At 73.6% G+C, this 22,815-nt stretch carries 19 protein-coding genes; 9 read left to right on the plus strand and 10 right to left on the minus strand.

All coding sequences use genetic code 11. The features are described from left to right. The first annotated feature begins 3 nt into the window (after positions 1-3). Genes ACFSL2_RS04750 through ACFSL2_RS04760 form a run of 3 tightly spaced genes read left to right on the plus strand, consistent with a single transcriptional unit; the run spans position 4 to position 4,572 of the window. A complete protein-coding gene (locus tag ACFSL2_RS04750; protein ID WP_377196736.1) occupies positions 4-852 on the plus strand; it encodes a carbohydrate ABC transporter permease in 849 nt (282 codons plus the stop codon). Between the two features lie 34 nt (positions 853-886). Then, positions 887-2,293 carry a Gfo/Idh/MocA family protein gene (locus ACFSL2_RS04755; RefSeq protein WP_377196737.1) on the plus strand — a complete coding sequence of 469 codons (1,407 nt, stop codon included), beginning with the start codon at positions 887-889 and terminating at the stop codon, positions 2,291-2,293. Then, positions 2,290-4,572, plus strand: a complete 2,283-nt coding sequence (locus ACFSL2_RS04760) for an alpha-N-acetylglucosaminidase TIM-barrel domain-containing protein (protein ID WP_377196738.1) — start codon at positions 2,290-2,292, stop codon at positions 4,570-4,572. Before ACFSL2_RS04755 ends, ACFSL2_RS04760 begins: the two co-directional genes overlap by 4 nt. Before the next feature lie 11 nt (positions 4,573-4,583). Here ACFSL2_RS04760 and ACFSL2_RS04765 read toward each other — a convergent pair whose 3' ends face one another. From ACFSL2_RS04765 to ACFSL2_RS04775, 3 genes are read right to left on the minus strand one after another with little or no spacing between them, the layout of a single operon-like run. After that, positions 4,584-6,014, minus strand: coding sequence for a UTP--glucose-1-phosphate uridylyltransferase (locus ACFSL2_RS04765; protein ID WP_377196739.1), 1,431 nt, complete (start codon positions 6,012-6,014; stop codon positions 4,584-4,586). 57 nt (positions 6,015-6,071) lie between these two features. Then, on the minus strand, positions 6,072-6,692 hold the full coding sequence (locus ACFSL2_RS04770; RefSeq protein ID WP_377196740.1) for an L-threonylcarbamoyladenylate synthase: 621 nt from the start codon (positions 6,690-6,692) through the stop codon (positions 6,072-6,074). 10 nt (positions 6,693-6,702) lie between these two features. After that, positions 6,703-7,716, minus strand: a complete 1,014-nt coding sequence (locus ACFSL2_RS04775) for a threonine ammonia-lyase (RefSeq protein WP_377196741.1) — start codon at positions 7,714-7,716, stop codon at positions 6,703-6,705. A 95-nt stretch (positions 7,717-7,811) separates the two neighbouring features. Here ACFSL2_RS04775 and ACFSL2_RS04780 point away from each other — a divergent pair, with 95 nt between their 5' ends. Both ACFSL2_RS04780 and ACFSL2_RS04785 read left to right on the plus strand, forming a co-directional pair. Continuing rightward, entirely contained in the window at positions 7,812-8,732 is a 921-nt protein-coding gene (locus ACFSL2_RS04780) for a LysR family transcriptional regulator (RefSeq protein WP_377196742.1), read from the plus strand. A gap of 49 nt (positions 8,733-8,781) precedes the next feature. Then, on the plus strand, positions 8,782-9,240 hold the full coding sequence (locus ACFSL2_RS04785; protein ID WP_377196743.1) for a hypothetical protein: 459 nt from the start codon (positions 8,782-8,784) through the stop codon (positions 9,238-9,240). A 25-nt stretch (positions 9,241-9,265) separates the two neighbouring features. Here ACFSL2_RS04785 and ACFSL2_RS04790 read toward each other — a convergent pair whose 3' ends face one another. Together ACFSL2_RS04790 and ACFSL2_RS04795 are read right to left on the minus strand one after the other, a co-directional pair. Beyond that, positions 9,266-9,829, minus strand: a complete 564-nt coding sequence (locus ACFSL2_RS04790; protein ID WP_377196744.1) for a DinB family protein — start codon at positions 9,827-9,829, stop codon at positions 9,266-9,268. Continuing rightward, positions 9,826-10,725: a class I SAM-dependent methyltransferase gene (locus ACFSL2_RS04795; protein WP_377196745.1), complete on the minus strand. Its 900-nt coding sequence runs from the start codon at positions 10,723-10,725 to the stop codon at positions 9,826-9,828. The genes ACFSL2_RS04790 and ACFSL2_RS04795 overlap by 4 nt, the downstream gene beginning before the upstream one ends. Before the next feature lie 139 nt (positions 10,726-10,864). Between ACFSL2_RS04795 and ACFSL2_RS04800 the strand changes: the two genes are divergently transcribed. Further along, on the plus strand, positions 10,865-11,851 hold the full coding sequence (locus ACFSL2_RS04800) for a hypothetical protein (RefSeq protein WP_377196746.1): 987 nt from the start codon (positions 10,865-10,867) through the stop codon (positions 11,849-11,851). A 45-nt stretch (positions 11,852-11,896) separates the two neighbouring features. Here the strand turns inward: ACFSL2_RS04800 and ACFSL2_RS04805 are convergent, their stop codons facing one another. Then, positions 11,897-12,796, minus strand: coding sequence for a DMT family transporter (locus tag ACFSL2_RS04805; protein WP_377196747.1), 900 nt, complete (start codon positions 12,794-12,796; stop codon positions 11,897-11,899). A gap of 637 nt (positions 12,797-13,433) precedes the next feature. On the opposite strand from ACFSL2_RS04805, the gene ACFSL2_RS04810 reads away from it, so the two are divergent. Then, entirely contained in the window at positions 13,434-15,185 is a 1,752-nt protein-coding gene (locus ACFSL2_RS04810) for an HNH endonuclease signature motif containing protein (RefSeq protein WP_377196748.1), read from the plus strand. A 237-nt stretch (positions 15,186-15,422) separates the two neighbouring features. Then, positions 15,423-15,842, plus strand: a complete 420-nt coding sequence (locus ACFSL2_RS04815) for a nuclear transport factor 2 family protein (RefSeq protein ID WP_377196749.1) — start codon at positions 15,423-15,425, stop codon at positions 15,840-15,842. A 79-nt stretch (positions 15,843-15,921) separates the two neighbouring features. On the opposite strand, the gene ACFSL2_RS04820 is transcribed toward ACFSL2_RS04815, so the two are convergent. After that, positions 15,922-16,602 carry a pyridoxamine 5'-phosphate oxidase family protein gene (locus ACFSL2_RS04820; protein ID WP_377196750.1) on the minus strand — a complete coding sequence of 227 codons (681 nt, stop codon included), beginning with the start codon at positions 16,600-16,602 and terminating at the stop codon, positions 15,922-15,924. 92 nt (positions 16,603-16,694) lie between these two features. Here ACFSL2_RS04820 and pdxR point away from each other — a divergent pair, with 92 nt between their 5' ends. Further along, positions 16,695-18,050 (plus strand): MocR-like pyridoxine biosynthesis transcription factor PdxR, encoded by a 1,356-nt coding sequence (gene pdxR, locus ACFSL2_RS04825; protein WP_377196751.1) that lies wholly within the window; start codon positions 16,695-16,697, stop codon positions 18,048-18,050. On the opposite strand, the gene ACFSL2_RS04830 is transcribed toward pdxR, so the two are convergent. The 3 genes from ACFSL2_RS04830 to ddaH form a co-directional block, all read right to left on the minus strand. Beyond that, positions 18,039-19,898 carry an ABC transporter ATP-binding protein gene (locus ACFSL2_RS04830; protein ID WP_377196752.1) on the minus strand — a complete coding sequence of 620 codons (1,860 nt, stop codon included), beginning with the start codon at positions 19,896-19,898 and terminating at the stop codon, positions 18,039-18,041. The genes pdxR and ACFSL2_RS04830 overlap by 12 nt on opposite strands. Next, positions 19,895-21,850 (minus strand): ABC transporter transmembrane domain-containing protein, encoded by a 1,956-nt coding sequence (locus ACFSL2_RS04835; RefSeq protein WP_377196753.1) that lies wholly within the window; start codon positions 21,848-21,850, stop codon positions 19,895-19,897. Before ACFSL2_RS04835 ends, ACFSL2_RS04830 begins: the two co-directional genes overlap by 4 nt. A 98-nt stretch (positions 21,851-21,948) precedes the next feature. Then, entirely contained in the window at positions 21,949-22,806 is an 858-nt protein-coding gene (gene ddaH, locus ACFSL2_RS04840) for a dimethylargininase (protein ID WP_377196754.1), read from the minus strand. Positions 22,807-22,815 lie beyond the last annotated feature (9 nt).

Here is a 22,815-nt window from a genome sequence, read left to right on the forward strand (position 1 = left end):
GCCATGAGCGGCGTGCGCCCCACCCGGGCGGCGCGTGCCGGTCGCGCCGCCGTGATCGTGACCGCGCTCCTGTGGTCGCTGGGCCCGGTCGTGTACGGCATCGTGCTGTCCGTGCGGCCGTACGGGGAAGTCACCCGGGACCCCCTGGGGCTGCCCGACCGGCTCGACCTCTCGGCGTTCGCCACGGCCATGCGGGACGAGTCGGACGGCGGGTTCGGCCTGGGCCGGTTCGTGCTCAACTCCCTGGGCGTCGCCGCGGGGACGGTCGCGCTGAGCATCCTGGTCTGCATCCTCGGTGCGTACGCCGCCGCCCGCCTGCGGTACCGCGGCCGGGCCCTCACGAACGGCATCATCCTCGCGGTCTACCTGTTCCCCGGCATCGTGCTCGCGGTGCCGAAGTTCGTCATCCTGTCGCGCCTGGGCCTGACCAGCACCCTGGTGGGGCTGCTGATCGTCTACGTGGCGGCGACGGTGCCCGTCGCCCTGTACATGATGCGGAACTTCTTCCTCGCGCTGCCGCAGAGCGTGGAGGAGGCGGCGATCATGGACGGCTGCACGCTCGGCCAGCTGCTGGTCCGGGTGGTGCTGCCGATCGCGGTCCCCGGTGTGGTCGCCACCGCCATCTACGTGTTCATGATCGCCTGGAACGAGTACTTCTACGCCCTGCTGTTCCTGGTGCAGCACCGGGACCTCTGGACGGCGCCGCTCGGGATCGCACAGCTCGGCGACTTCCAGGTGCCGGTCACGGTGCTCCTGGCCGGGTCGATCGCGGTGACCGTGCCCGTGGTGATCGTCTTCTTCCTGGCGCAGCGCTACATCGTGTCGGGGCTGGTCCAGGGCGCGGAGAGATGAGCGGAACGATGCGTGCGACGAGAGGCGGAACGACATGACCACGGCTCCGGTACGGCTCGCCGCCCTCGGCGCCGGCGGACGCGGCGCGGACGCCTACGGCCGCTGGGTCCGGGCGCACCCCGACCGCGCGCGGATCGTCGCGGTCGCCGAGCCGGACGGTGCCCGCCTGGACGCCCTGGCGGGCACGACGGCGGCCCGCTCCCCCGACTGGCGCGACCTGGTCGCCGACCTCGCGCACCTGCGGCCCGACGCCGTCGTGGTCGCTCTCCCGGACGCGCTCCACGTCGACGCCGCCGTGGCCGTGGCCGTGGCCGACGCCGGGCTGCCGATGCTGCTGGAGAAGCCCTCTGCCCCGACGCTGCCGGCCCTCACCGAGCTGGCCCGGGTGGTACACCGGACGGGCGCCCGGATCGCCGTCGGGCACGTGCTGCGGTTCACGCCGTTCTGGCGGGCGGTGCACGCCGTCGTCACGAGCGGCGCCCTCGGCGACCTCGCGACGATCGAGGTGCGCGAGAACATCGGGTTCTGGCACTTCGCGCACTCGTTCGTGCGGGGCAGCTGGCGCAGTGCCGCGGAGTCCAGCCCGATGGTGCTCGCCAAGACGTGCCACGACCTCGACCTGATCCGCTGGCTGGCCGGCGCGGCACCCCGGACGGTGTCCAGCGAGGGCTCGCTGCTGCACTTCCGGCCCGAGAACGCGCCGGACGGCGCCCCTGCCCGCTGCACCGACGGCTGCCCCGCCGCCGCCGACTGCCCGTTCTACGCGCCGCGCTACTACCTGGACGCCCTCCGGGACGTCACCGGGCACCCGGTCACGATGCTCGGCGCCGACCTGTCCCCCGCCGGCCGCCTCGCCGCCCTGCGGCGGGGACCGTACGGACGCTGCGTCTACCGCAGCGACAACGACGTCGCCGACCACCAGCAGACGCTCCTGCGCTTCGGCTCCGGCCTCACCGCCACGCTCACGGCCAGCGCGTTCACGGCGGAGAACACCCGGCACCTCGCGATCACCGGCACCCGCGGCCAGCTGCACGGGCACATGGAGTCCGGCGAGCTCCGGGTGGACCTGTTCTCGCCGTCGGGCCGGCTGCCGGAGACCCTGGTGGGCCCGGACGCCCCGCCCGACGTGGAGCTGGTCGCGTCGGGCACGGACGGACCGCTCGGGCATGCGACCCACACGCTGGTGGCGCGCCCGGCGGCCGGGTCGGGCGACGCCGCGGGTGCTCCCCGGCACGCCGGCGGCGACGACGGACTCATGGACGCGTTCTGCCGCGCGGTGGCCGACGGCACCGTCGGATCCGGCGACCTGTCGTTCGACACCGCGCTGGACAGCCACCTCATGGCGTTCGCCGCGGAGGAGTCCCGCGCGGGCGCCGGTGTGGTGGAGTTCGGGCCGTGGGCCGCGACGGCTCTGGACGCCGCCGGCCGGGGGCCGCTGTGAGCACGCCGTCGAGCACGCCGTCGTCCGCGCCGTGGGCCGGCGCGCTCAGGGGTGTCGCAGAGCGTGCCGGACTCGACCCGCGGGCAGTCAGGCTGGAACCGCTGCCCCGGGGAGGACCGGCCGTCGCCGAGTACCAGGCCCAGGGCGGCCGGCTCACGGTCCGCGCAACCGGCGCGGTAGCAGCCGCGGTCGCGCTGGCCCGGTACGTCCGGAACCACCTGGGCGTCCGCCTGACCTGGCAGCGGCCGCGCGTGGCGGGGCACGCCCTGCCGCCGGGACGCCCCCTGCCGGACGCCGCCCGCACCACCATCTCGTCGCCGCACGCGGTGCGGTACTACCTGAACGTCGTGACCGCCGGGTACTCGACGCCGTTCTGGGGCTGGGACCGCTGGCAGCGGGAGACCGACTGGATGGCACTGCACGGCGTGACGCACCCGCTCATGCTGCTGGGGCACGAGGCGGTTCTGGCCGAGACGTTCCGGCGCGCCGGGCTGCCCGAGGCCGAGGCCGCCGAGTGGCTCGGTGGGGCGGCGCACCTCCCGTGGACGTTCATGGGCGGCATGCACTCGTTCGGTGGTCCGTTGCCGGCGCGCTGGGGCGAGCGCCGCGTGGACCTGGCCCGACGCGTCCTGGCCCGGATGCGCGAGCTCGGCATGACGCCGGTGCTGCCCGTGTTCGGCGGGCACGTCCCCCCGGCCCTCGCCGGTCCGGAACCCGTCGACGAGATCGAGTGGCAGGGCTGGCGCGTGCCCCTGCTGCACCCGGGGTCACCGCGTTTCCGCGAGCTGTTCGCGACCTTCGCGCAGGTCCAGCAGGAGCTGATCGGGCCGGGCACCGGGTACTACGCCGTCGACCCGTACATCGAGTCGGTCCCGCCGTCGGGCGACGTGGGATACCTGCGGACCGCCGGTCGTGGGACGTACGAGGCCCTCGCCGCCGCCGACCCCGACGCCGTCTGGGTGCTCCAGGGCTGGCCCTTCCACTACAAGGGCGCGTTCTGGACGCCCGACCGGGTGGCCGCGTACCTGGGCGACGTGCCCGTCGACCGCACGCTCGTGCTGGACCTCTGGGGCGAGCACGTGCCGCTGCACACCGCCCTCCTGGCCGACGGCGCCCCGCTCGCCGGGCGACCCTGGGTCTGGTGCGCGCTGCACGACTTCGGCGGCCGGCCGGCGCTGTTCGGCGACCTGCGGGGCCTCGTGCGGGACGTGCACGCCCTGCCCGACGGTGTCCCGCACCTGCGCGGCGTCGGTCTGGCCCCCGAGGCCATCGAGAACAACGAGGTCTTCTACGAGCTGGCCACCGACCTCGCCTGGGACGACGCGCCACGCTCCCCCGCGGAGCTCGACGACTGGCTCGAGCGGTTCGTCCGCGACCGGTACGGCCTGTCCGAGCGGAGCGGGGTGCCTGCCGGGCGTTCGGCGCCGATCGGGCCGTCTGGGCTGGATCGGAGGAAACGGGCGAACCTGGCACGGGTTGCGCTGCGCGCTTGGCACACTATTAGTTCGACGCTCTACGCCGACGGCCGCACCCGCTCCACCCCGACGCCGGTCATCGCTCGCCCCTGGACCGCCGGGCTCCCGTTCCCCGCCCAGCGCAGCGCGGGTGAGGCCGTGGGCACCGAGCCGCCCACGCCGTCGTCGGACGTGGACGCCGAGAACGATCCCGCGAACGAGGCCGCGCTCCCCCGGCTGGCCGCGGCCGTGCGGGACCTCACCGAGGTCCGGGACGCGCTCGCGGGATCGCCGGCGGGCTCGGTATCCGACGCCGCCAGGGACGTGCTGAGCGCCGACCTCGCCGACCTCACCGGTCACGTCCTCGCCCAGGGCACGCGGGTGCACGTGCGCGGCATCCTGGCGGCGGCGCGCGCGGGCGACCCGGACGGCGTCCGCGCCCACATGAGCCGCCTGCGCGCCGACCTGCTGGAGCTCGACGACCTGGCCGGCGCCCGCCCCGAGACCCGGGTCGCCACCTGGATCGACGCCGCGCGCGCCTGGGGCGACACCCCGGCGGAGCGGAACGCCATGGAGCGCGAGGCACGGAGCCTCGTCAGCGTCTGGGGCGGGCAGCACAACGGTCTGCACGACTACTCGGGCCGGCACTGGCAGGGCCTCGTCCGGGACCTCTACCTGCCACGCTGGCAGGCCTGGGCGGACTGGCTGGCCGACGCCGCGGCGCGGGGTCCGGTCCCACCCGACGCCGACCCGACCCCGCTGCGCGAGCGCGTGGTCGCGCTGGAGGAGAGGTGGCGCGCCGTCGCGCGGCCGGGCCCCGAGTAGTCGGCAAAAGGTCAGATACCGTCCGGGCCGATCGTCGCGCCGTCGGGCACCGTGCCGCCGTCGCCCGCGAGGGAGGCCTTGCCCTCGGCCCGCACGTCGGATCCGAAGGTCCAGTCGCCCCGGACCGTCAACGAGTCGGCGGCGCGCAGCGACGGGGCGCCGGCCGCGAAGCGCTCGGTGAACGCGTCGATGAGCTTGTAGTGCGCCTTGTCCAGGTCGACGAGCGGCGCGGGTGCCTGAGCCTCCAGCCGGTAGTCGGACGTCAGGTCGTAGACGTCCGAGCGCAGCACCAACAGGTCGTTGGTCGTCTTGACCGGCAGGAACCGGGACCGCTCCACCTCGATCGCCGTCGCGCCCTCGAACACGGCGACCGCCGCACCCATCGCGGACTCGATCTGCACGACCGCGGGCGACGTCGGGTCGGCCGGGTCCACGGTCTTGTCGTTGCGGATGAGCGGGAGCTCCAGCACGCCCGAGGTCCGGTCCAGCTCCGCGGCCAGCGCCTCGAGGTCGAACCAGAGGTTGTTCGTGTGGAAGAACGGGTGGCGCGTCGCGTCGAGGGAGACGGCCACGTCGTCCGGGTGGGTCTGCGCGGTCTCGCGCTGGACGATGCGGCCGTCGCTCCTGCGGACCACGAGCTGGCCGCCCTTGACGTCCGCCGCCGTCTTGCGGCAGAGCTCGGCGGCGTACGGGGCGCCGGACGCGGCGAACCAGCCGGCGATCGTGGCGTCCGGCGTGGCGCCGAGGTTGTCGGAGTTCGACACGCACATGTACCGGAAGCCGGCCTCCAGCAGCGCGACGACCACACCGGACGCGTGCAGGGCCGGATAGAGGTCGCCGTGCCCGGGCGGACACCACTCGAGGTCGGGTTCCCGCTCCCACGTGACCGGCGTGAGGTCGTCGGCCAGGAGCTTGGGCTCCCGGTTCTGCAGGAAGTCGACGGGCAGCCCGTCGACGGCGAGGTCCGGGTAGCGCTCCAGCGCCGCCAGCGAGTCGTCGCGGGTGCGGAAGGAGTTCATGAACAGCAGGGGGAGCCGCGCCCCGGTGGCCTCCCGCGCGGCACGGACCTGGCCGACGATGATGTCGAGGAACGTCAGCATCTCGGGCTCGCCGCCGGCCGGCTCGCCGGCCGCCGTATCGGGCGCGACCCGGACCGGCAGCAGCGACTTCGCCTGGTCCATGCCCATGGACGTACCGAGCCCGCCGTTGAGCTTGAGCATCGCGGTCCGGGCGAGGGCGGCGTTCGCGTCGTCGTCGCTGATCGTCAGCTCCGCGCGGTTCGGGATGTCGACCAGCGGGTCGATGTCGTCCTCGCGGATCAGGCCGGTCTCACCCGCCTGGAGCAGGTGGTAGAACCGGGTGAACGTCTCGATGGCGGCGGGGGCCACGCCGGCTTCGGTCATCTTGGTACGGGCCTGCTCGAGCCCGGTGGGGTCCGTCATGGGCACAGGCTATGCGAAGCCGGGGCCACTCGAAGCGCGCGCCCGCGCGGCGTACGGCTACTCGAAGCGCGCCGGGTCGCCCGCACCCTCGCGGACCACCTGGGGGTAGCCGTCGGACCAGTCGACCACGGTGGTCGGCTCGGTCCCGGCGTCCCCGCCGTCGACGACGGCGTCGACGACGTGGTCCAGCTCCTCCTTGATGGTCCAGCCGTCGGTCAGCGGTTCGAACTGGTCCGGCAGGATCAGGGTCGACGACAGCAGCGGCTCCCCGAGCTCGCGCAGCAGCGCCTGGGTGACCGCCGAGTCCGGGATGCGCACGCCCACCGTCTTCTTCTTCGGGTGCGCCAGCCTGCGGGGCACCTCGGCCGTCGCAGGGAGGATGAACGTGTACGCACCCGGCGTGGCCGCCTTGATGGCGCGGAACGCCGAGTTGTCGAGCTTCACGAGCTGCCCCAGCTGTGCGAAGTCCGAGCACACCAGCGTGAAGTGGTGCTTGTCGCCGAGCCTGCGGATGCTGCGGATGCGGTCCGCGCCGTCGTGGTAGTCCATGCGGCAGCCCAGCGCGTAGGAAGAGTCGGTCGGGTAGGCGACCAGGGCGTCGTCGCGCAGCATGGCGACGACCTGCGCGACGCTGCGCGGCTGCGGGTCGACGGGGTGGACGTCGAAGTAACGGGCCATGCCGCCGAGCCTAGTCGCGCACGGGGTCGTCGGCGCGCGCCAGGGCCCGCCGCAGCTCGTCCGCGCTGGCGTTCCCGCCCGTGCAGACGATGCCGACCCGGCGGCCGGCGAACCGCTCCGGATCGGCCAGGACCGCGGCCAAGGCGGCGGCGCCGGCCCCCTCGGCGACGGTGTGCGCACCGGTGAGGTACAGGTGCTGCGCGGCGGTGATCTGGTCGTCGCTGACGAGCACGAAGTCGGCGAGGTGCTCGCGCATCAGGGCCTGCGTGACCTCGAACCCGCAGCCGACGGCGAGGCCCTCGGCGCGGGTGGCGTTGTCACGCTCGACGAGCGTGCCGGTGTGCCAGGAGTCGTGTGCGGCGGGCGAGCCGGCGGACTGGACGCCGATGACCTCGGTGTGCGGGGCGACGGCGGCGGCGACGAGGCTCGCCGCGGCCGCGCCCGACCCGCCCCCGACGGGTACGACGAGCACGTCGAGACCGGGCGCCTGCTGGAACAGCTCGAGGTAGAGGGTGCCGACGCCCGCGATGATGTCCGGTTCGTTCGCCGCACCCACGAGCCGGGCGCCCGAGTCGTGGGCGAGCGCGGTGGCCTGGGCGCGGGCGTCGTCGAAGTTCGCACCGTGCAGCAGCACGTCGGCACCCTGGTCGAGCACGGCGCGCAGCTTCACGGGGTTGGGGTCGTCGGGCATGACGATGGTGCACGAGGTACCGGTCAGGCGCGCTGCGTAGGCGACGCCCTGGGCGTGGTTGCCGGTGGAGTAGGCGACGACGCCGCGGGCGCGCTCGGCGTCGGACATCGCCAGCAGCAGGTTGCTCGCCCCACGGGCCTTGAACGCCCCGGTGCGCTGCAGGTTCTCGTGCTTGACGACGATCGCGGCGTCGGTGGCACGGTCCAGCTCCGCGTACTCCCCCACCGGGGTACGGATCACCGTGCCGTCCAGCCGGGCCTGGGCGGCGAGCACGTCGGCGATGGTCGGGCGGGTCGCCGACGGGAGGGATACCGGGAGCGTCGCGAGCGTCATGGGTCCAGCGTGACCCCGACATGACCCATAGGTCCAATACCTGTTACGAAGACATTCGATCGATAGTGCCTATCTTTCTGCGTTAGCCTGGAGACATGACCGCAGAGCTCGACCTCACCCGGCTGCGCGTCCTCGCGGCGGTCGCCCGTACCGGCTCCGTCACGGCGGCGGCGAAGGAGCTGCACTACGCACAGCCGTCGGTGAGCCACCACCTGTCCCGCCTCGAGGCCGACGCCGGCCTCCCCCTGCTCCAGCGACACGGCCGCGGCGTCCGCCTCACCGAGGCCGGCCGCCTGCTCGCCAACCGCGCCGAGGAGATCCTCGGCCGCGTCGAGGGCGCACGCCGTGAGCTCGACGCGCTCGCCGGCCTCCGCGCGGGCCGCGCCCGCCTCGCCGCCTTCCCCTCCGCCCTCGCCACCGTCGTGCCCGACGCCGTCGCGCGGCTCCAGCAGGAACATCCCGGGCTCTCCGTCGGCCTCGTCGAGCACGAGCCGCCCGACGCCCTCGCCGCGCTGCAGTCGGGTGCGGTCGACGTCGCGCTCGTGTTCGAGCACATCGACGTGCGGCACGCCCGCTCGATGGAGGACCTCTCGCGCTACGAGGCCACGACGATCCTCGACGACCCGGTGCACCTCGTGACCGCGGCCGACCTCGAGGCGGCGCCGGTCCCGGGATACGTCCCGGACCTGAAGGTGCTCGACGACGCGGAGTGGATCGCCGGCTGCGAACGGTGCCGGGCCGACATGGTCGCCCGCTGTGCGGCCGTGGGTTTCGCCCCGCGCATCGCCTTCGAGACCGACGACTACGTGGCGGTCCAGGCCCTGGTCGCCGCCGGTGCCGGCGTGAGCCTGCTGCCCGGGCTCACCCTGCGTGCCCATCGGCACCCCGGCATAGCCACCGCTCCCCTGCCGGGTGCGGTGCGTCGGGTCATGGCGCTCACGGTGGGCCCGCCGGCGCCGCCCGCCGAGGCCCTGATTCGGCAGCTCGTCGCCGCGGGCGCTAACGTCCCACTGTGACCCAGGCCACCCACCCGCGCCCGGCCGGCTGAGAACAGACTCCGGCCCGATGCTCCTGCTGTCCACCTTCTTCTACTCCGCGGGCGCCGCCGTGGCCGCCTTCCTGGCGCTCGAGGCATACCTGGCGGTCGCCGCGGTCGACGACACCTATCCCAGCGTGGTCCTCGCCGCCGTGGCCGCGGCCGGCCAGGTCACCGGCAAGCTGCTCTGGTACTGGGCCGGTGCGGGGACCACCCGCCTGCCGTGGCTGCGCCGCAAGCTGGAGTCGCCCCGGGCCGCCGCCGCCATGACCCGCTGGCGCGACCGTACCGACGGCCGCCCGGTCTACACGGGGATGATCCTGCTCGCCTCCGCGTTCGCCGGGCTGCCGCCGTTCATGGTGATGTCGGTGGTCGCGGGCGTGCTGCGCGTCCGGATGTGGCTGTTCGTCGGCACCGGCCTGGTCGGCCGGTTCTTCCGGTTCTGGATCGTGCTCGAGGCCGCCGACTACGCGTGGTTCCTGCTCTGAACCGGCCTGGCCCGGCCCGCGCCGCTCAGATGTCGGTGGCGCCGTCCAGGGCCTCGCGCAGCAGGTCGGCGTGGCCCGCGTGCCTGCTGTACTCCTCGACCATGTGCACGAGGATCCAGCGCAGGGAGATCGGCCCGCGACGCCCCGCGCGCACGGCGATGCGGTCCAGGGCACCCTCGCCGGACGGCGGCGCCTCTGCCAGCACCTGGTCGAGGATCCGCTCCGAGACCGCGACCGCGCCGTCGAACACGCTGGTGAGCTGCTCGGGCGTGTCGTCGAGGGCGCTGTGCCAGTCCCAGTCGTCGTCGGCCGCCCAGTCCACGGTGTCCCACGGCGGGGCCGGCTCGTTGCCGGCCAGCCGGACGTTGAACCAGACGTCCTCGACGTACGCGAGGTGCTTGAGCATCCCGGCCAGCGTCATGGTCGACGGCGGGAGCGGCGTGCGCAGCTGTTCCGGCGTCAGGCCTTCGCACTGCCGCCGGATCGTGGCGCGGTAGAAGTCGATGAACGACCGCAGTGTCGTGACCTCGTCGGCGACCTGCGGTGGTTCGGTCCTGGGCACGGTGGCACGGTCCGGCTGTGAGCTCATGGCATGACCGTACCGACCGCCAGGATGTGCTGGCTCATGTCCGGCACCCCGGGAGTGGTCGACAGCGACCGGGCGAGCGTGAGCGCGGCCTGGATGAGCTCGGGCGCCTCGGGGGCGTCGAGCGGCACCCGTTCCAGCGCCCCGCCGGCCGGCCCTTCGATGCCGTGCACGACGACGTCGGCCAGCCCGGCCTCGGCCGCCTCGGCCGCGAGCTCCGCGGCGTCGTGGAAGTGGGCGGCCGGGAAGGGGATGTCGTCCGGCGCCGCGCCGTGCTCCAGCACCGCCTGCCAGGCAGACGGGGCGAACTGCTCGTACCCGCCGCCGACCAGTGCGGCCAGCCGGGTGATGGCGGCCGCCGCCACGGTGCCGCCCGGCCGGGTCACGCGCACGGCCTCGCGGAGAGCACGCAGCCGGACCTCGCGGGTCGCGAGGTGGTACAGCGGACCCAGCAGGAGCACGGCGTCGAACGAGCCGTCCGCCAGCTCCGGGCCCACGGCCGCCAGATCCCGTGCGTCGCCGACGCGCGCCTCGAACGTCCCGTGCGCCGCGGCGCGCGCGACCTGGGCGGGGACCGGGTCGACGAGCAGCACGTCGTACCCGTCGGCGGCCAGCGGCGCGGCGTGCGCGCCGGTGGCGCCACCGACGTCGAGCACCCGGGCGCCCGGCGCGAGCCGCTGCCGCACCAGCTCCTGGGTCCTGATGTGCTCCACGGGACCCTGCGCGGTGCCGGCGGTGAGCCGGGAGTGCTCGTCCCAGCCGGTCCGTCCGGCGTAGTACTCCTGGACCCGGTCGTCGACCAGGCGCTGTTCGGTGGTGTGCGGACCGGCCGTGCGGGGGCTTGCCGGGTCCCGCGTGCGCTCCCGGCTGCCGCCGTCGTCGTGCCTGCTGCTCTCCATGGCGGGACGGTAACGGCGTCCCGGAGCGGCCGCCACGTGTTTCCGGCAAGAAAACACTTGACCATTTCACCCCGGCCGAATCGTTACGTGTCCAGTACGCCTCTTTTGCTCGGAGTGTGAGCATGGCAACATTCGCAAGGTGCACCTGATCCGAGAATTCGCACCTGACGCCTACGAGTTCGCGCTGTCGTCCTGGTCGTGGATCGGGACCGGTGACAAGACCCCCCGCTTCGCGTCCTGCTTCGGCGACATGTTTCTGGAGTCCGCCGACGGCTGGTGGTTCCTCGACACGGTCGAGGGCACGCTCGAGCGGCTCTGGGGCTCCATGGACGACATGTTCGCCGAGCTCGAGCGCCCCGACGGGCGCGCGGAGTACCTCCTCGAGGAGACGCTGAGCACCGCACTCGGCCAGGGCCTGCGCCTCGACGACGACGAGGTCTTCGCCTTCCTGCCTCCTCCCGCGGTCACCGGCACGATGTCCGTGGACTCGCTCGCGCCGCTGCGCTTCGCCATCGCCGCGAACCTCGCCGGGCGCATCCACGGCGAGCTGAACGGCGTGCAGCCCGACGCCGGCGCATCCGCCCTGTTCGCCGCCCAGCAGCTCGCCGGGGCGCCGAGCGCGGGCGGTCAGAACGTCGCCGGCCAGGGTGTCCCGTCGTTCGACGCGCCCAACCCGCAGACCGACCGGTGGGAGCCGACCGCGCAGCGCGTCGACACCGGCGCCTACCCGGCGTACCGGCCCACGCCGGAGCCCGGGTACGCGGGCGGGCTGCACGAGAGCACGGCGCCGGCGCGGGCGGCGTACCAGCAGGCCGGCTACGAGACCCGGTACCCGGCGGGCTCGGAGCTGGACTACGGCTCCGGCCAGCCGCAGGGCTACGGCACCGGTGCCTACACCGCCGCACCGGCCGAGCCGTCCGCCTCCCTTCCGGCAGGCGGCTACGAGGCATCCGGCGGGCGCAACCGGTACGACTACGTGGACAACGCGCACACCGCCGACTCGGGCCAGTTCAGCCAGTACATCGCCGACCAGTACAACACCGGCCAGGTGGCCGCCGTCGAACGCGGCGCCCCCGTCCCGGCGCGGCCGGGGCCGCACCAGGACGGACGCTGGTCCTACGCCTGAGGCGGCCGGCAGCGCTGCCGGGCAGTGCTGCTGCCGCACTGCCGGCTATTCGTCCAGCCCCGCCACGGCGGCCAGGATCAGTACGGACCCGACGATCCCCGTCACGCCGAGCCGCTCCCCCAGCACGACGGCGGCCGCGATCGCTGCCGTCACCGGTTCCAGCAGGGTCGCCACCACCGCCGCACCGCTGCGCGTCGTGCGCAGCCCCGCGTAGAACAGCCCGTACGCCAGCGCCATCGTGAAGATCCCGAGGTAGGCGAGGGTGACGAGCGTCGTCGGGTCGCTCGTGACGAACGGACCCCCACCCCACAACGCCACCGGGACGAGTCCGACGGCGCCCGCCGTCGTCGCCACGGTCGTCAGGGCGAGCGGGTCCACGCCGTCCGACGCCAGCAGGGTGCCGCCGAGCGCCGTCGTCGCCGCGTACACGGAGCCGGAGGCGACGGCCAGCACGAGGCCGAGCACGGGCCGCGGGCCGACGGCGCTCGCACCTGACGCCGCACTGACCAGCACGAGACCCGACAGGGCGGCGCCGACGACCACGGTCAGGCGGACGGTGCCGCGGGCGGCCGTCCGGCGTCGGGCCCGGACGAGGTCGACGACCGCGAGGATGACCGGCGCCAGCCCCAGGCTGACGACGGTGGCGACGGTGACCCCGGCCGTGGCCACGGACCCGAAATAGAGGGCCTGATATACCCCGGTCCCGAGCCCGACGGCGGCCGCCCGCCCGGGGTGCGCCCGCGCCAGCGCGACGAGCTGCGCCCCTCGCCGCAGGACGAGGGACGCAGCGACCAGCGCGATCGCGGCAATGAGCATGCGGTACGCGCTGACCGTGAGGACGGACATCGACGAGTGGTCACGAAGGATCTCGAGGGCGAGGCCGCCGGTGCCCCAGAGGATCCCGGCAAGGCACACGGAGAACAGCCCGGTTCGCGTGGATGACATGTGTGCTCCTGGCCGGCACGGGACGCGCCGGCCCGTTTCGTGGGACGGGGAATCGTCGTGGAGCACACCCCGGCGCCGGCCCGCGCGGGCCGGTCGTGGTGCCGCTCCGGTCAGACGACCGGGGGCGGCAGGACGGAACGGTGGGGAGTCACGGACGGGATGCTAGCAGCGGTCGCCGGGGCGGCGGCGGGGTGGGGCGAGGGTGAGGGCGGGGCGCTGCGGGCCGTCGGGTGTCGGAGGGCATGGCTAGGGTCGGGGTGCGTTCGAGGTTCGGTGCCTCGGAGTCGGGCGGCGGCGCGCCGCTCTGACGGAGCCCGCGGGTTATCCACATCTTTGGATCTGGGGATGCGGATCTCTTTGATCGCACATACGTTCTATGTCATGACGTATTTGGTTGGACTAGCGGCTGAGAGTGGCCTGGAGGAGAGGGGGCGTACCGATGAACGTGGACACCGACCGGAACGGTCACCTCCACACTGCGGTCGAACGGTCGCTGGCCCGCGTCCTGCACTCGACCCCCATCCCGCAGCACGGCCCGGGACCCGGTCGAGAGCCGGCATCGGTGACGTCCTTGCCGTCCACCTGGAGCTGGGACGGGGTCCGTCTGGACGGTAAAGGCGCCCTACCCTCGGCGACCGTGACGTGGCGCGGGCACGGCCCGGCCGCGAGCGCCGCGCCGACGCCTGCCGGTGTCGCCGATGCCGGCGGCGCCGCCAGGGCCGACGGGGCTCGGGCCGAACGCGGCGCGGTGACGTCCGGGGCGGGGCTGGAGGGTCCGGTGGTCGGCGCCGGGCTCGTGGAGGTGCTGGCCGGCCTGGAGGTGGCCGTCCTGCAGGACGAGGCACTGCTGGACGTGGCGGCGCGGTGGCAGGAGGTGGTCTCCTGGGCGACGGCCATGCAGTCACGAGCGCTCGGTGAGATCGCCCGGCGCAGGACGTGGACCGAGGAGCACAACGCGGCCGCTGCGGAGATCAGCGCGCGTCTCCGGGTGCCCCAGGGCGAGGCGAACAGGCACCTTGCCCGGGGCGCGGGTCTGGCCGAGCACCCGCAGGTCCTGACCGCCCTGCACGATGCGGTGATCGATACCGCGAAGGCCGACATCCTGCTGCGCAGCGGGAACCCGTTGAGCACCGAGGAGCGCGAGGAGGCGATCACGCGGTACCTGCCGCAGGCACCCGACCGCACCCGTCGGTGGCTGCGGGACAAGATGAACCAGTTCGCCAACCGTCTGCACGGTACGGCGGAGGTGACCAAGCAGGCGATGAGACGCCGTGCGGTGTTCCTGGACCCGGCGGACAATGCGATGGCGTGGCTCAGCGCGAACCTCCCGGCGACCGATGCCGCAGCGGTCTGGGACGCGATCGAGCAGGCCGCCCACGCCCTCCGCCGTGCGCCCGGGGCCACCCGGACCCTGGCCCAGGCACGCGCCGATGCTCTGGTGGCGATCACGACCGGCCGCCTCGTCGTCCCGCCCCAGGCCCCGTGCGGCCCGGCGCCGGCTGATACGACCGGGCACGGCACCACTCCGGACCGAGAGGGTTCGCTACCGCCTCGCACGACAGTGCCCGCGTCGGGATGCACCTGTGGTGGGTGCACCTGCGACGGAGCAGGCGTGCGGGTGATCCCGGTCAAGCCACAGATCCGCGTCACGGTCCCGGCCAGCATGCTCCTGGGTCTCGACGAGACCCCCGGACAGCTGGACGCCTACGGGCCGATCCCGGCCGGCCTGGCCGCGCAGATCGCTACCGACGCCACCTGGCAGCGGCTGGTCACCGACCCGGTCAGCGGGATCCTGACCGACTACTCGACCACCACGTACCAGCCCGGCAAGGTCCTCCGTCAAGCTGTGATCGCCCGCGACGAGACGTGCAGCTTCCCGCAGTGCGACCGACATGGCCGCTGGGCCGACCTGGATCACATCGTCCCCTTCGACCACGGTCTCGACCCGGCCACCCGACCATTCGGCGCCCCCGGACAGACGCGCGCTCAGAACCTCCAGCCCCTCTGCCGGGCACATCACCTGGCCAAGACCCACCACGGCTGGACCCCCGTGCGTGACCCCGCGACCGGCGTCACGACGTGGACCGCACCCACCGGGCACCTCTACACCCGCCCACCCACGATCACCGATCCGACGGACACGCCCGGGACCACGGGGCTCGCCCGGCTTCCCGCGCCGGCTGTCGGGGCCACGGCGCCCCGATCCGACCTGACCGGACGCGTCAGCAACGACATCACCAGCCTGACCGACGACATCCGGACGCGCCTCGGGCGCCCCGGGGCCGACGCCAGGGCTGGTGCCGAGACCGAGGCTGGCAGAACGTCCGCCCAGGGCTCGCCGGCCACAGCAGAACTGGCGCGCCACTTACCCGACGAACCACCGTTCTGACCGCCACGTGCTCGTCAACGTGCCAATCGCCCCTTCGGGCCCACCGACGAATAGGACTCGGCTCGCCACTACGGGGACCACCCGCGAGATCGCCGGGATCACCGCCCGCTCCGTGCACGACCGGGCGAGCGAGGTGCCCGTTGACGCTCACCATCTCGGCTCCTACGATGACCGTGCGGCTAACTCGCTTAGCCACCCGGCTAGCAGGAGTTGCCCGGCAACAAGGAAGAGTGAAACATGGCAACGGCATCCGAGAACCACCAGCTCCTGACCGACTACTACGCCGCCTACGGGGACGGCGGCCCCGAAGGCCTGGCCCGCATGGCGAGCTTCTACGCCGAGAACAAGCCGTCCTACACCGCGGGTCGTTCGGAGCTCTCCGGCGAGACCAGCAGCCCCGAGGAGTCGCTGAAGGTCATGCGGCGCCTCCAGGAGCTGAGCGGCGGCAACATCACGTTCGCGGCACCCCCGACCGTCCTGGTCGCCGGTGACGCGGTCGTCGCTCTGCTCGTCCACGAGAAGCACGCACGGACCGACAAGCCCGAGCTGGTCGTGCCGAGGCTCTACGTCTACGAGATCGCCGACGGCAAGATCAGCCGGTCCTTCGGCTGGCAGCTCGAGTCACAGGCGTTCGACGAGTACTACCCCGCGGCGTAGGCCCCGACCCAGCACGTCAGACGTACGGGCCACGCCAGTGACCCGTACGTCTGACAGCGGAGCGGTCAGCCCGCCCCCGTCACGCCCGTCCGAGCTCCGCGACCCGCCGCAGCACCGACTCCGGTACCGGATCGGCCACGTAGTCCTCGGTGACGGGCTCGTCCGCGACCCGGCGCAGCGGGACGTGCCCGGCCCACCCGGTGAGCTCGAGGTCGCCCGGCTCCAGCGACGCGCCGCCCGCGCGCTGCTTCATCGAGGCCTCCGCGAGGGGCAGTGCGAGCACGGCCGTCGCCGCGAGCTCCTTGCGGGTCGGGGCCGGGAGCGTCGCGGCCCGGCCCGGCATCATGTGGTCCACGATCAGGTCGAGCGCCCGGGCCCGCTCCGCCAGGTCCGTGACCTGCCGGGGCCGTCCGATCACCACCGCCGACCGGTAGTTCATCGAGTGGTGGAACCCGGTCCGCGCCAGGACCATGCCGTCCAGCTCCGTCACGGTCACGCACACGTCCTGCTCCAGGGCGGGCACGAGCCAGCCGGCGGCGACCGATCCGTGCAGGTAGAGGGTGCCACCGTCGTCGGGGCCGGCCGCGTCCACGGCGAAGGCCGTCGGTAGCACCACCGGATGCGTTCCCGCGACGATCCCGAGGTGCGCGACGAGCGCGTCGGAGAGCAGGGCCATGAGCCGACGGCGGTCGTCGACCTGACGGTTGCGGCCCCGCGTCGGGGTGGTGCGCGAGGTGGGTGAGAGGTGCTGCGTCGTCATGCCGCTAGCCTGGCCCGAAACTGGCCCACGGACACGGGCCATTTTGCCGCCGATCGAACAAGCCACTTTGCTGGCGCCCACCGGAGACGACCATGCTCCCCGTCCACCTGGACCGCACGCGACCCGAACCGCTCCCCGCACAGCTCGCGGCCGCCGTCCGCCGGCTGGTGACCGACGGCACGCTCACCACGGGCGACCGTCTGCCCTCCAGCCGGGCCCTGGCGGCCGACCTCGGCGTGGCGCGCGCCGTCGTCGAGCAGGCTTACGACCAGCTCCTGGCCGAGTCCTGGGTGCAGACCCGGCGCGGGTCGGGCACGTTCGTCGCGTCCGGCGAGGCGCTCCCGGCACCCGCTCCCCCGCCACGGCCCGCGACACGCGAGCCGTCGTACGTCCGCCTGGACGCGGGCACGCCCTGGATCGACCCGCGCCACGCCGCGGGCTGGAAGCGGGCGTGGCGCGAGGTCTCCGCCACCCGACCGCCACGCGGTTACCCCGACCCGCGCGGCCTCCCCGAGCTGCGCGACGCCCTCGCCGAGCGGCTGGCCCGCACCCGCGGCCTCACCGTCGAGCCGGACGAGATCCTCGTGACGACCGGCTCGACGGACGGCCTGCGCCAGCTCCTCGGGGCGCTCGGTCCGGGCGACGTCCTCGTGGAGGACCCCGGCTACCGCGCGGCCGTGGAAACGGTCCGGGCGGCCGGCCGCACCGTCGTCGACCATCCCGCGCTCGCACCGGTCATCGGGCTGGCCGGCTGCGCCGCCGCCTACGTCACGCCCGCCCACCAGCACCCGCTGGGTCGCGTCATGCCCGCAGCGGACCGGCTCGCGCTCCTCGCCGCCGCCCGACAGGCCGACGCCGTGGTGGTGGAGGACGACTACGACTCCGAGTTCCGGTACGACGTGGCCCCCGTCCCCGCCCTCGCGGCCCTCGACCGGTCACGCGTCGCCTACCTCGGCACGGCGTCCAAGTCGGTGAGCCCGAGCCTGCGGCTGGGCTGGCTCGTCGCCCCGCCGGCCGCCCACGAGATCCTCGTCCGGCGCCGCGCCGTCACCCACGACACCCCGCCGTGGCCCACCCAGCGTGCGCTGCTCACCCTGCTGCGCGACGGCTGGGCCGACAAGGTCGTGCGCACCGCACGCCGCGTCTACGCCGACCGCGCGCCGCGCGTCGCCGCCGCCATGGCGCCGCACGCCGAGCTCGCGGGGCCGCTGGCCGGGATGTACTCGACCTGGCTCACCGGCCCCGCGTCCGCCCGGGCGGCCCGGGCGGGTGCCCGGGCCGCCGGCTTCGACCTCCAGCTGCTCGCGGAGTACTGCCGCAGCGCGCACCTGACCGGGTTCGTGCTCGGCTTCGGCGGTGTGACCGACGCCGAGCTCGACCGTGCGCTCTCCGCGATCGCCGACGGCCTGTCGGAGCCGCCGGACCAGCCGGACCCGCTAGACCAGTGAGTCCTGCCAGGCCTCGTGCAGCCGCGCATACTGCCCGTTGCCGGCGATCAGCTCGTCGGGCGTGCCGTCCTCGACGACCTGCCCGTGCTCCATCACGAGCACCCGGTCCGCGATCGCGACCGTGGACAGGCGGTGCGCGATGATGATCGCCGTCCGGTCGGCGAGCAGCGTCTGCAGACCGCGCTGCACGAGCCGCTCACCGGGCATGTCGAGCGAGGACGTCGCCTCGTCGAGCACCAGCACCACCGGGTCGGCGAGGAAGGCCCGCGCGAACGAGAGCAGCTGCCGCTGCCCGGCCGACACGCGTCCGCCGCGCTTGTTCACGTCGGTGTCGTACCCGTCGGGCATGTCGAGCACGAACTCGTGCGCGCCCACCGCCCGCGCCGCCGCCTCGATCTCCTCCTGGGTAGCGCCCGGCCGGCCGAGCGCGATGTTCTCCCGCACGGAACCGCTGAACAGATACGCTTCCTGCGTGACCATGACGACCGCTCGACGCAGCTCGGTCGACGCCAGGTCGCGCACGTCCACGCCGTCCAGCCGCACGGCACCGGCCGACGCGTCGTAGAACCGGGTGACCAGCTTGGCCACCGTCGACTTGCCGGCACCCGTGGTACCCACCACCGCGACGGTCTGCCCGCCGGGGATCGTGAGGTCCAGGTCGGGCAGCACCACCGGGCCGTCGCCGTACTGGAACCGCACGTGGTCCAGCCGCAGCTCGCCCCGGGCCCGGCCGTCCGCCTTCGGCAGCGGCGTCGGGTCGGCGGGCTCGGTGACGGTGGGCTCCTCGGACAGCAGGCCGGACACCTTCTCCAGCGCGGCCGTGGCCGACTGGAACGAGTTGTAGAACATCCCGAGCTGCTGGACGGGCTGGAAGAACCGCTTGCAGTACAGCAGCACCGCCGCGAGGACACCCACGTCCAGCGCGCCCTCCAGCACCCGCCAGCCACCCACCGCGAGCGCCGCGACGACGGTCATGTTGCCGATGAGGATGAGGCCCGGCTGGAACCGGCCGTTGACGCCGAAGATCTGCAGGTTGGCGTCGCGGTAGTCCTCGCCGAGCTGGCGGTAGTCGGCCTCGGTGGTGGGTTCGCGGCGGAACGCCTGGACGGCTCGCATGCCGGTCATGGTCTCGACGAACTTCACGATGAGCCGGGCCGATGCGGTCCGTTGCTCGCGGTAGAAGCGCTGCGACATGCGCTGGAACCAGCGGGTGAGCAGCCAGGCGGGGAAGAACGCGGCGGCGAGCAGGAGGCCGGAGCGCCAGTCGATGAGCAGCAGGCTGACGAAGGTGAACACCATCAGCAGGAGCGACGAGACGACGCCGGTCAGGCCGCCGTCGAGCAGCTCGCGCAGCGCCTCCAGGTCGGAGGTCTGCCGGGAGATGATGCGGCCGGACGTGTACGACTCGTGGAACTCGAGGGAGAGGCGCTGGGTCTGGCGGAAGACGCGGCGCCGCAGGTCGAGCAGCACGGCCTGCGCGATGCGTGCGGCGGCCCGCACGTAGGCACCGGCCGCGACGCCGCCGAGCACGGCTGCGCCGAGGTATCCGGCGCCGGTGAGCACCAGCGGGGTGACGGACCCGTCCTGGAGGGAGGGCACGACCTGGTCGATGGCGACGGCGACGAGCCACGGTCCGGCGACCTGACCGAGGGTGGAGGCCACGACGAGCACGGCGGCCCAGGCGAGGGCCTTCTTGTGCGGGCGCAGCAGGTCGCCGAGCAGGTGCATGGACCGTCGCCGGACCCCGCGTGAGGCGTCCTTGCCGAGGCTCGTCTCGTCGTCGGCGGCGGCGTCGGTGGGACGGCGGCGGTCGGCGGGGCCGGTGGTGGGCTGGGTGGTTGCCGTCATGACAGCGCCTCCTGGCTCTGCTTGTCGCGCTCGTCGGGGTTCGTCGTCCGGTCGGGCCCCGGCTCCGGACCCGGCTCCCGATCCGGCTCCCGATCCGGCTCGGGACCGTGGTCGTGCGCCTCGTAGTCGTCCTCGAGGCTGGAGATGATGTACCGGTAGTGCGGGTCGCTCGCGAGGAGGTCGTGGTGGGTGCCGACGGCGGTGATCCGGCCGCCCTGGAGCACGGCCACCCGGTCGGCGAGCGCGACCGTGGACGGTCGGTGCGCGATGACGAGGGTCGTCGTGGCCACGAGCACGTCCCGCAGGCGGGCGGTGACGGCCTCCTCGGTGGTGACGTCGAGCGCGGACAGCGGGTCGTCGAGCACGAGGACGCGGGGCTGGGCCGCGATGGCCCGGGCCAGGGCGAGGCGTTGCCGCTGGCCGCCGGACAGGGACAGGCCCTCCTCACCGATGCGGGTGCGCACGCCGTCGGGCAGGTCGAGCACGAACTGCGCCTGGGCGACCTCGAGGGCCTGGGTCATGAGCGCCTCGCGCTCGGCCTGCGGCAGGGTGTCGGAGACGCCGAGCAGCACGTTGTCCCGGACGGACGCGGAGAACAGGGTCGGGTCCTCGAAGGCGACAGCCACCCGTTCGCGCACCTGGGCGCGGGTCATGTCGCGCACGTCGACGCCGTCGACCTCGACGACGCCGTCGGTCACGTCGAAGAGGCGGGGCGGGAGCATCGCGAGCGTCGACTTGCCGGAGCCGGTGAGGCCGACCAGCGCGGTCGTGGTGCCGGGCGGCAGCTCCAGGTCGACGTGGTCGAGCACGGGGCGCGCGGCGTCGGCATAGCGGAACGTGACGTCGCGGAAGGCGACGTGCCCGCCCGCCGTGCCGGCCGCGCCCGCGGTGACGACGGGTACGTCGGCGGGCGCCGCCGGGTCCGTGATCGGGTTGGTGGTGTCCATGACCTCGAAGAACCGGTCGACGGCGGTGCGCGCGTTGAGCGTCATCGACAGCGTCATACCGAGGTCGACGACGGGGCCGTTGATGACGGCGGCCGTGGCGAAGAACGCGACGAGGGTGCCGAGGGTCATGTCGCCCTGGGCCACGAGGTAGGCACCCACGACGAGCGCGATCCCCTGGGTGACCTCGGGGATGACGCGCAGGGCGACGGTCAGGCCCGCGTCGGTCGTCGCCTTGCGGATCTCCGTCTCGCGCAGCCCTTCGGCCTGGTCGGTGAACTGGTCGAGGGCGTCCGGGCCGCGGCCGAACGCCTTGAGCACGCGGATGCCGTGGACCGACTCCTCGACGGTGGTGGCGAGGTCGCCGGACTGGTCCTGCGACAGCCGGGAGATCTTGCGGTACTTGCGGGAGAACCGGAACGCCAGGAGGGTCACCGGGATCGCGCCGCACAGGAAGATGATGCCGAGCCAGCCGCCGGTGGCGATGAGCAGGCCGACACCCACGACGATGGTCACGAAACTGACCACGAGCTGGAGGATGCCGAACACGAGCCAGCGGCGCAGCAGGCCGAGGTCGCCCATGATGCGGCTCAGCAGCTGTCCGCCGGGCCAGCGGTCGTGGAACGAGACCGGCAGGTCCTGCAGGTGCCGGAACAGTGCCATGCGCATCGCGGCCTCGACCCGCGTGCCGGGGAACATCACGAGGGTGCGGCGCAGCAGGATCAGGCCTGCCTCCCCCGCGCCGAGCAGGGCGACCAGCACGACGGACCAGATCAGGCCCGACCAGTCGTGCTCGCGGACACCCGCCGTGAGCGGGCCGTCGGTGACCCACCGGAGCACGGCGGGGATGGCGAGCGCCATGAGGCTGGCGCCGAGCGACGCGACGAGCCCGCCGACCAGGCGGGGCAGGGCGGTGCGGACGTAGGGACGGAGACGACGGATCGAGGCGAAGGTGCTGCGCTCGGACGAAGGATCGGATCGATTCGAACTGTCGGCTGTTTGAGGCATCGGGTTCATTATCCCGCTGGCCGCAACTTGTTACTTTGGGTAAGCACCTTCCTGTGATGTGACCTGCGTCACAGCCATCGGTCCGGCAGTACCCGCCCTCAGCGCACCCGCACCGACAGGCACGTCACGCAGCCCTCGAGCTTCTCGAACTCGGTGACCGGCGTCGTGAGCACCGTCAGACCCCGCTCGCGCAGCAGCTCCGCGGTACCGGGAGCGGCAGCGGACAGCAGCACGGTGGTCTCGTCCAGCACGACGACGGCGCTGCCCTCCGCCTCGGGGACCGGCAGGAAGTCCGCGAACCGGCTGACGTCGTCGACGACCGGCTCGTAGCCGATCACCGTGCCGTCGGGCAGGGCGGTCACCGCCGACTTCAGGTGCAGCGCACGGGTCACGGGAACCTCGACGACGCGCCACCCGCGCGGTGCGAGCAGTGCGCGGAGCTGGGCCGCACCCTCGGCGTTCGTGCGCGCGGTGCGCCCGACGTAGACGGTGCGGCCCACCTTGAGGATGTCGCCGCCCTCGAGCGTTCCCGGCTCCGTGATCTGCGCGCTCTCGCGCACGGCCGCCTCGACCACCGGCCGCACGGACGCCACCTCACCGCGCCGGGACAGCGCGCCCGGCCGGGTCAGGACGGCGAGGTCGTCGAACACGACCACCGCGTCCTCCACGAACACCCCGTCGGGATGGCCCTCGGCCGCGGGGACCGTGCGCACGTCCCAGCCGAACCCGCGGAACACCTCCACGTACCGCTGCCACTGCTCGGCGGCCAGGTCGGCGTCGACCGGGACGCGGTCCAGGTGCGTGAGCTCGCCGTCGGCCAGGTGGGCGGACGGCGGACGGACGAGCAGCGTGCGCCGCCCCCGTTCCGCCGTGTCGCCGGCGGACGGCTGAGCGGACGGTGCGGTGGTCGGTGTGGTCGGTGCGGTGGTCGACGCGGCGGTCGGTTCGTTCGGCATGTCGCGACG

Origin of the sequence: Promicromonospora aerolata, from assembly GCF_042682255.1 — a bacterium.
GTDB classification, from domain to species: domain Bacteria; phylum Actinomycetota; class Actinomycetes; order Actinomycetales; family Cellulomonadaceae; genus Promicromonospora; species Promicromonospora aerolata.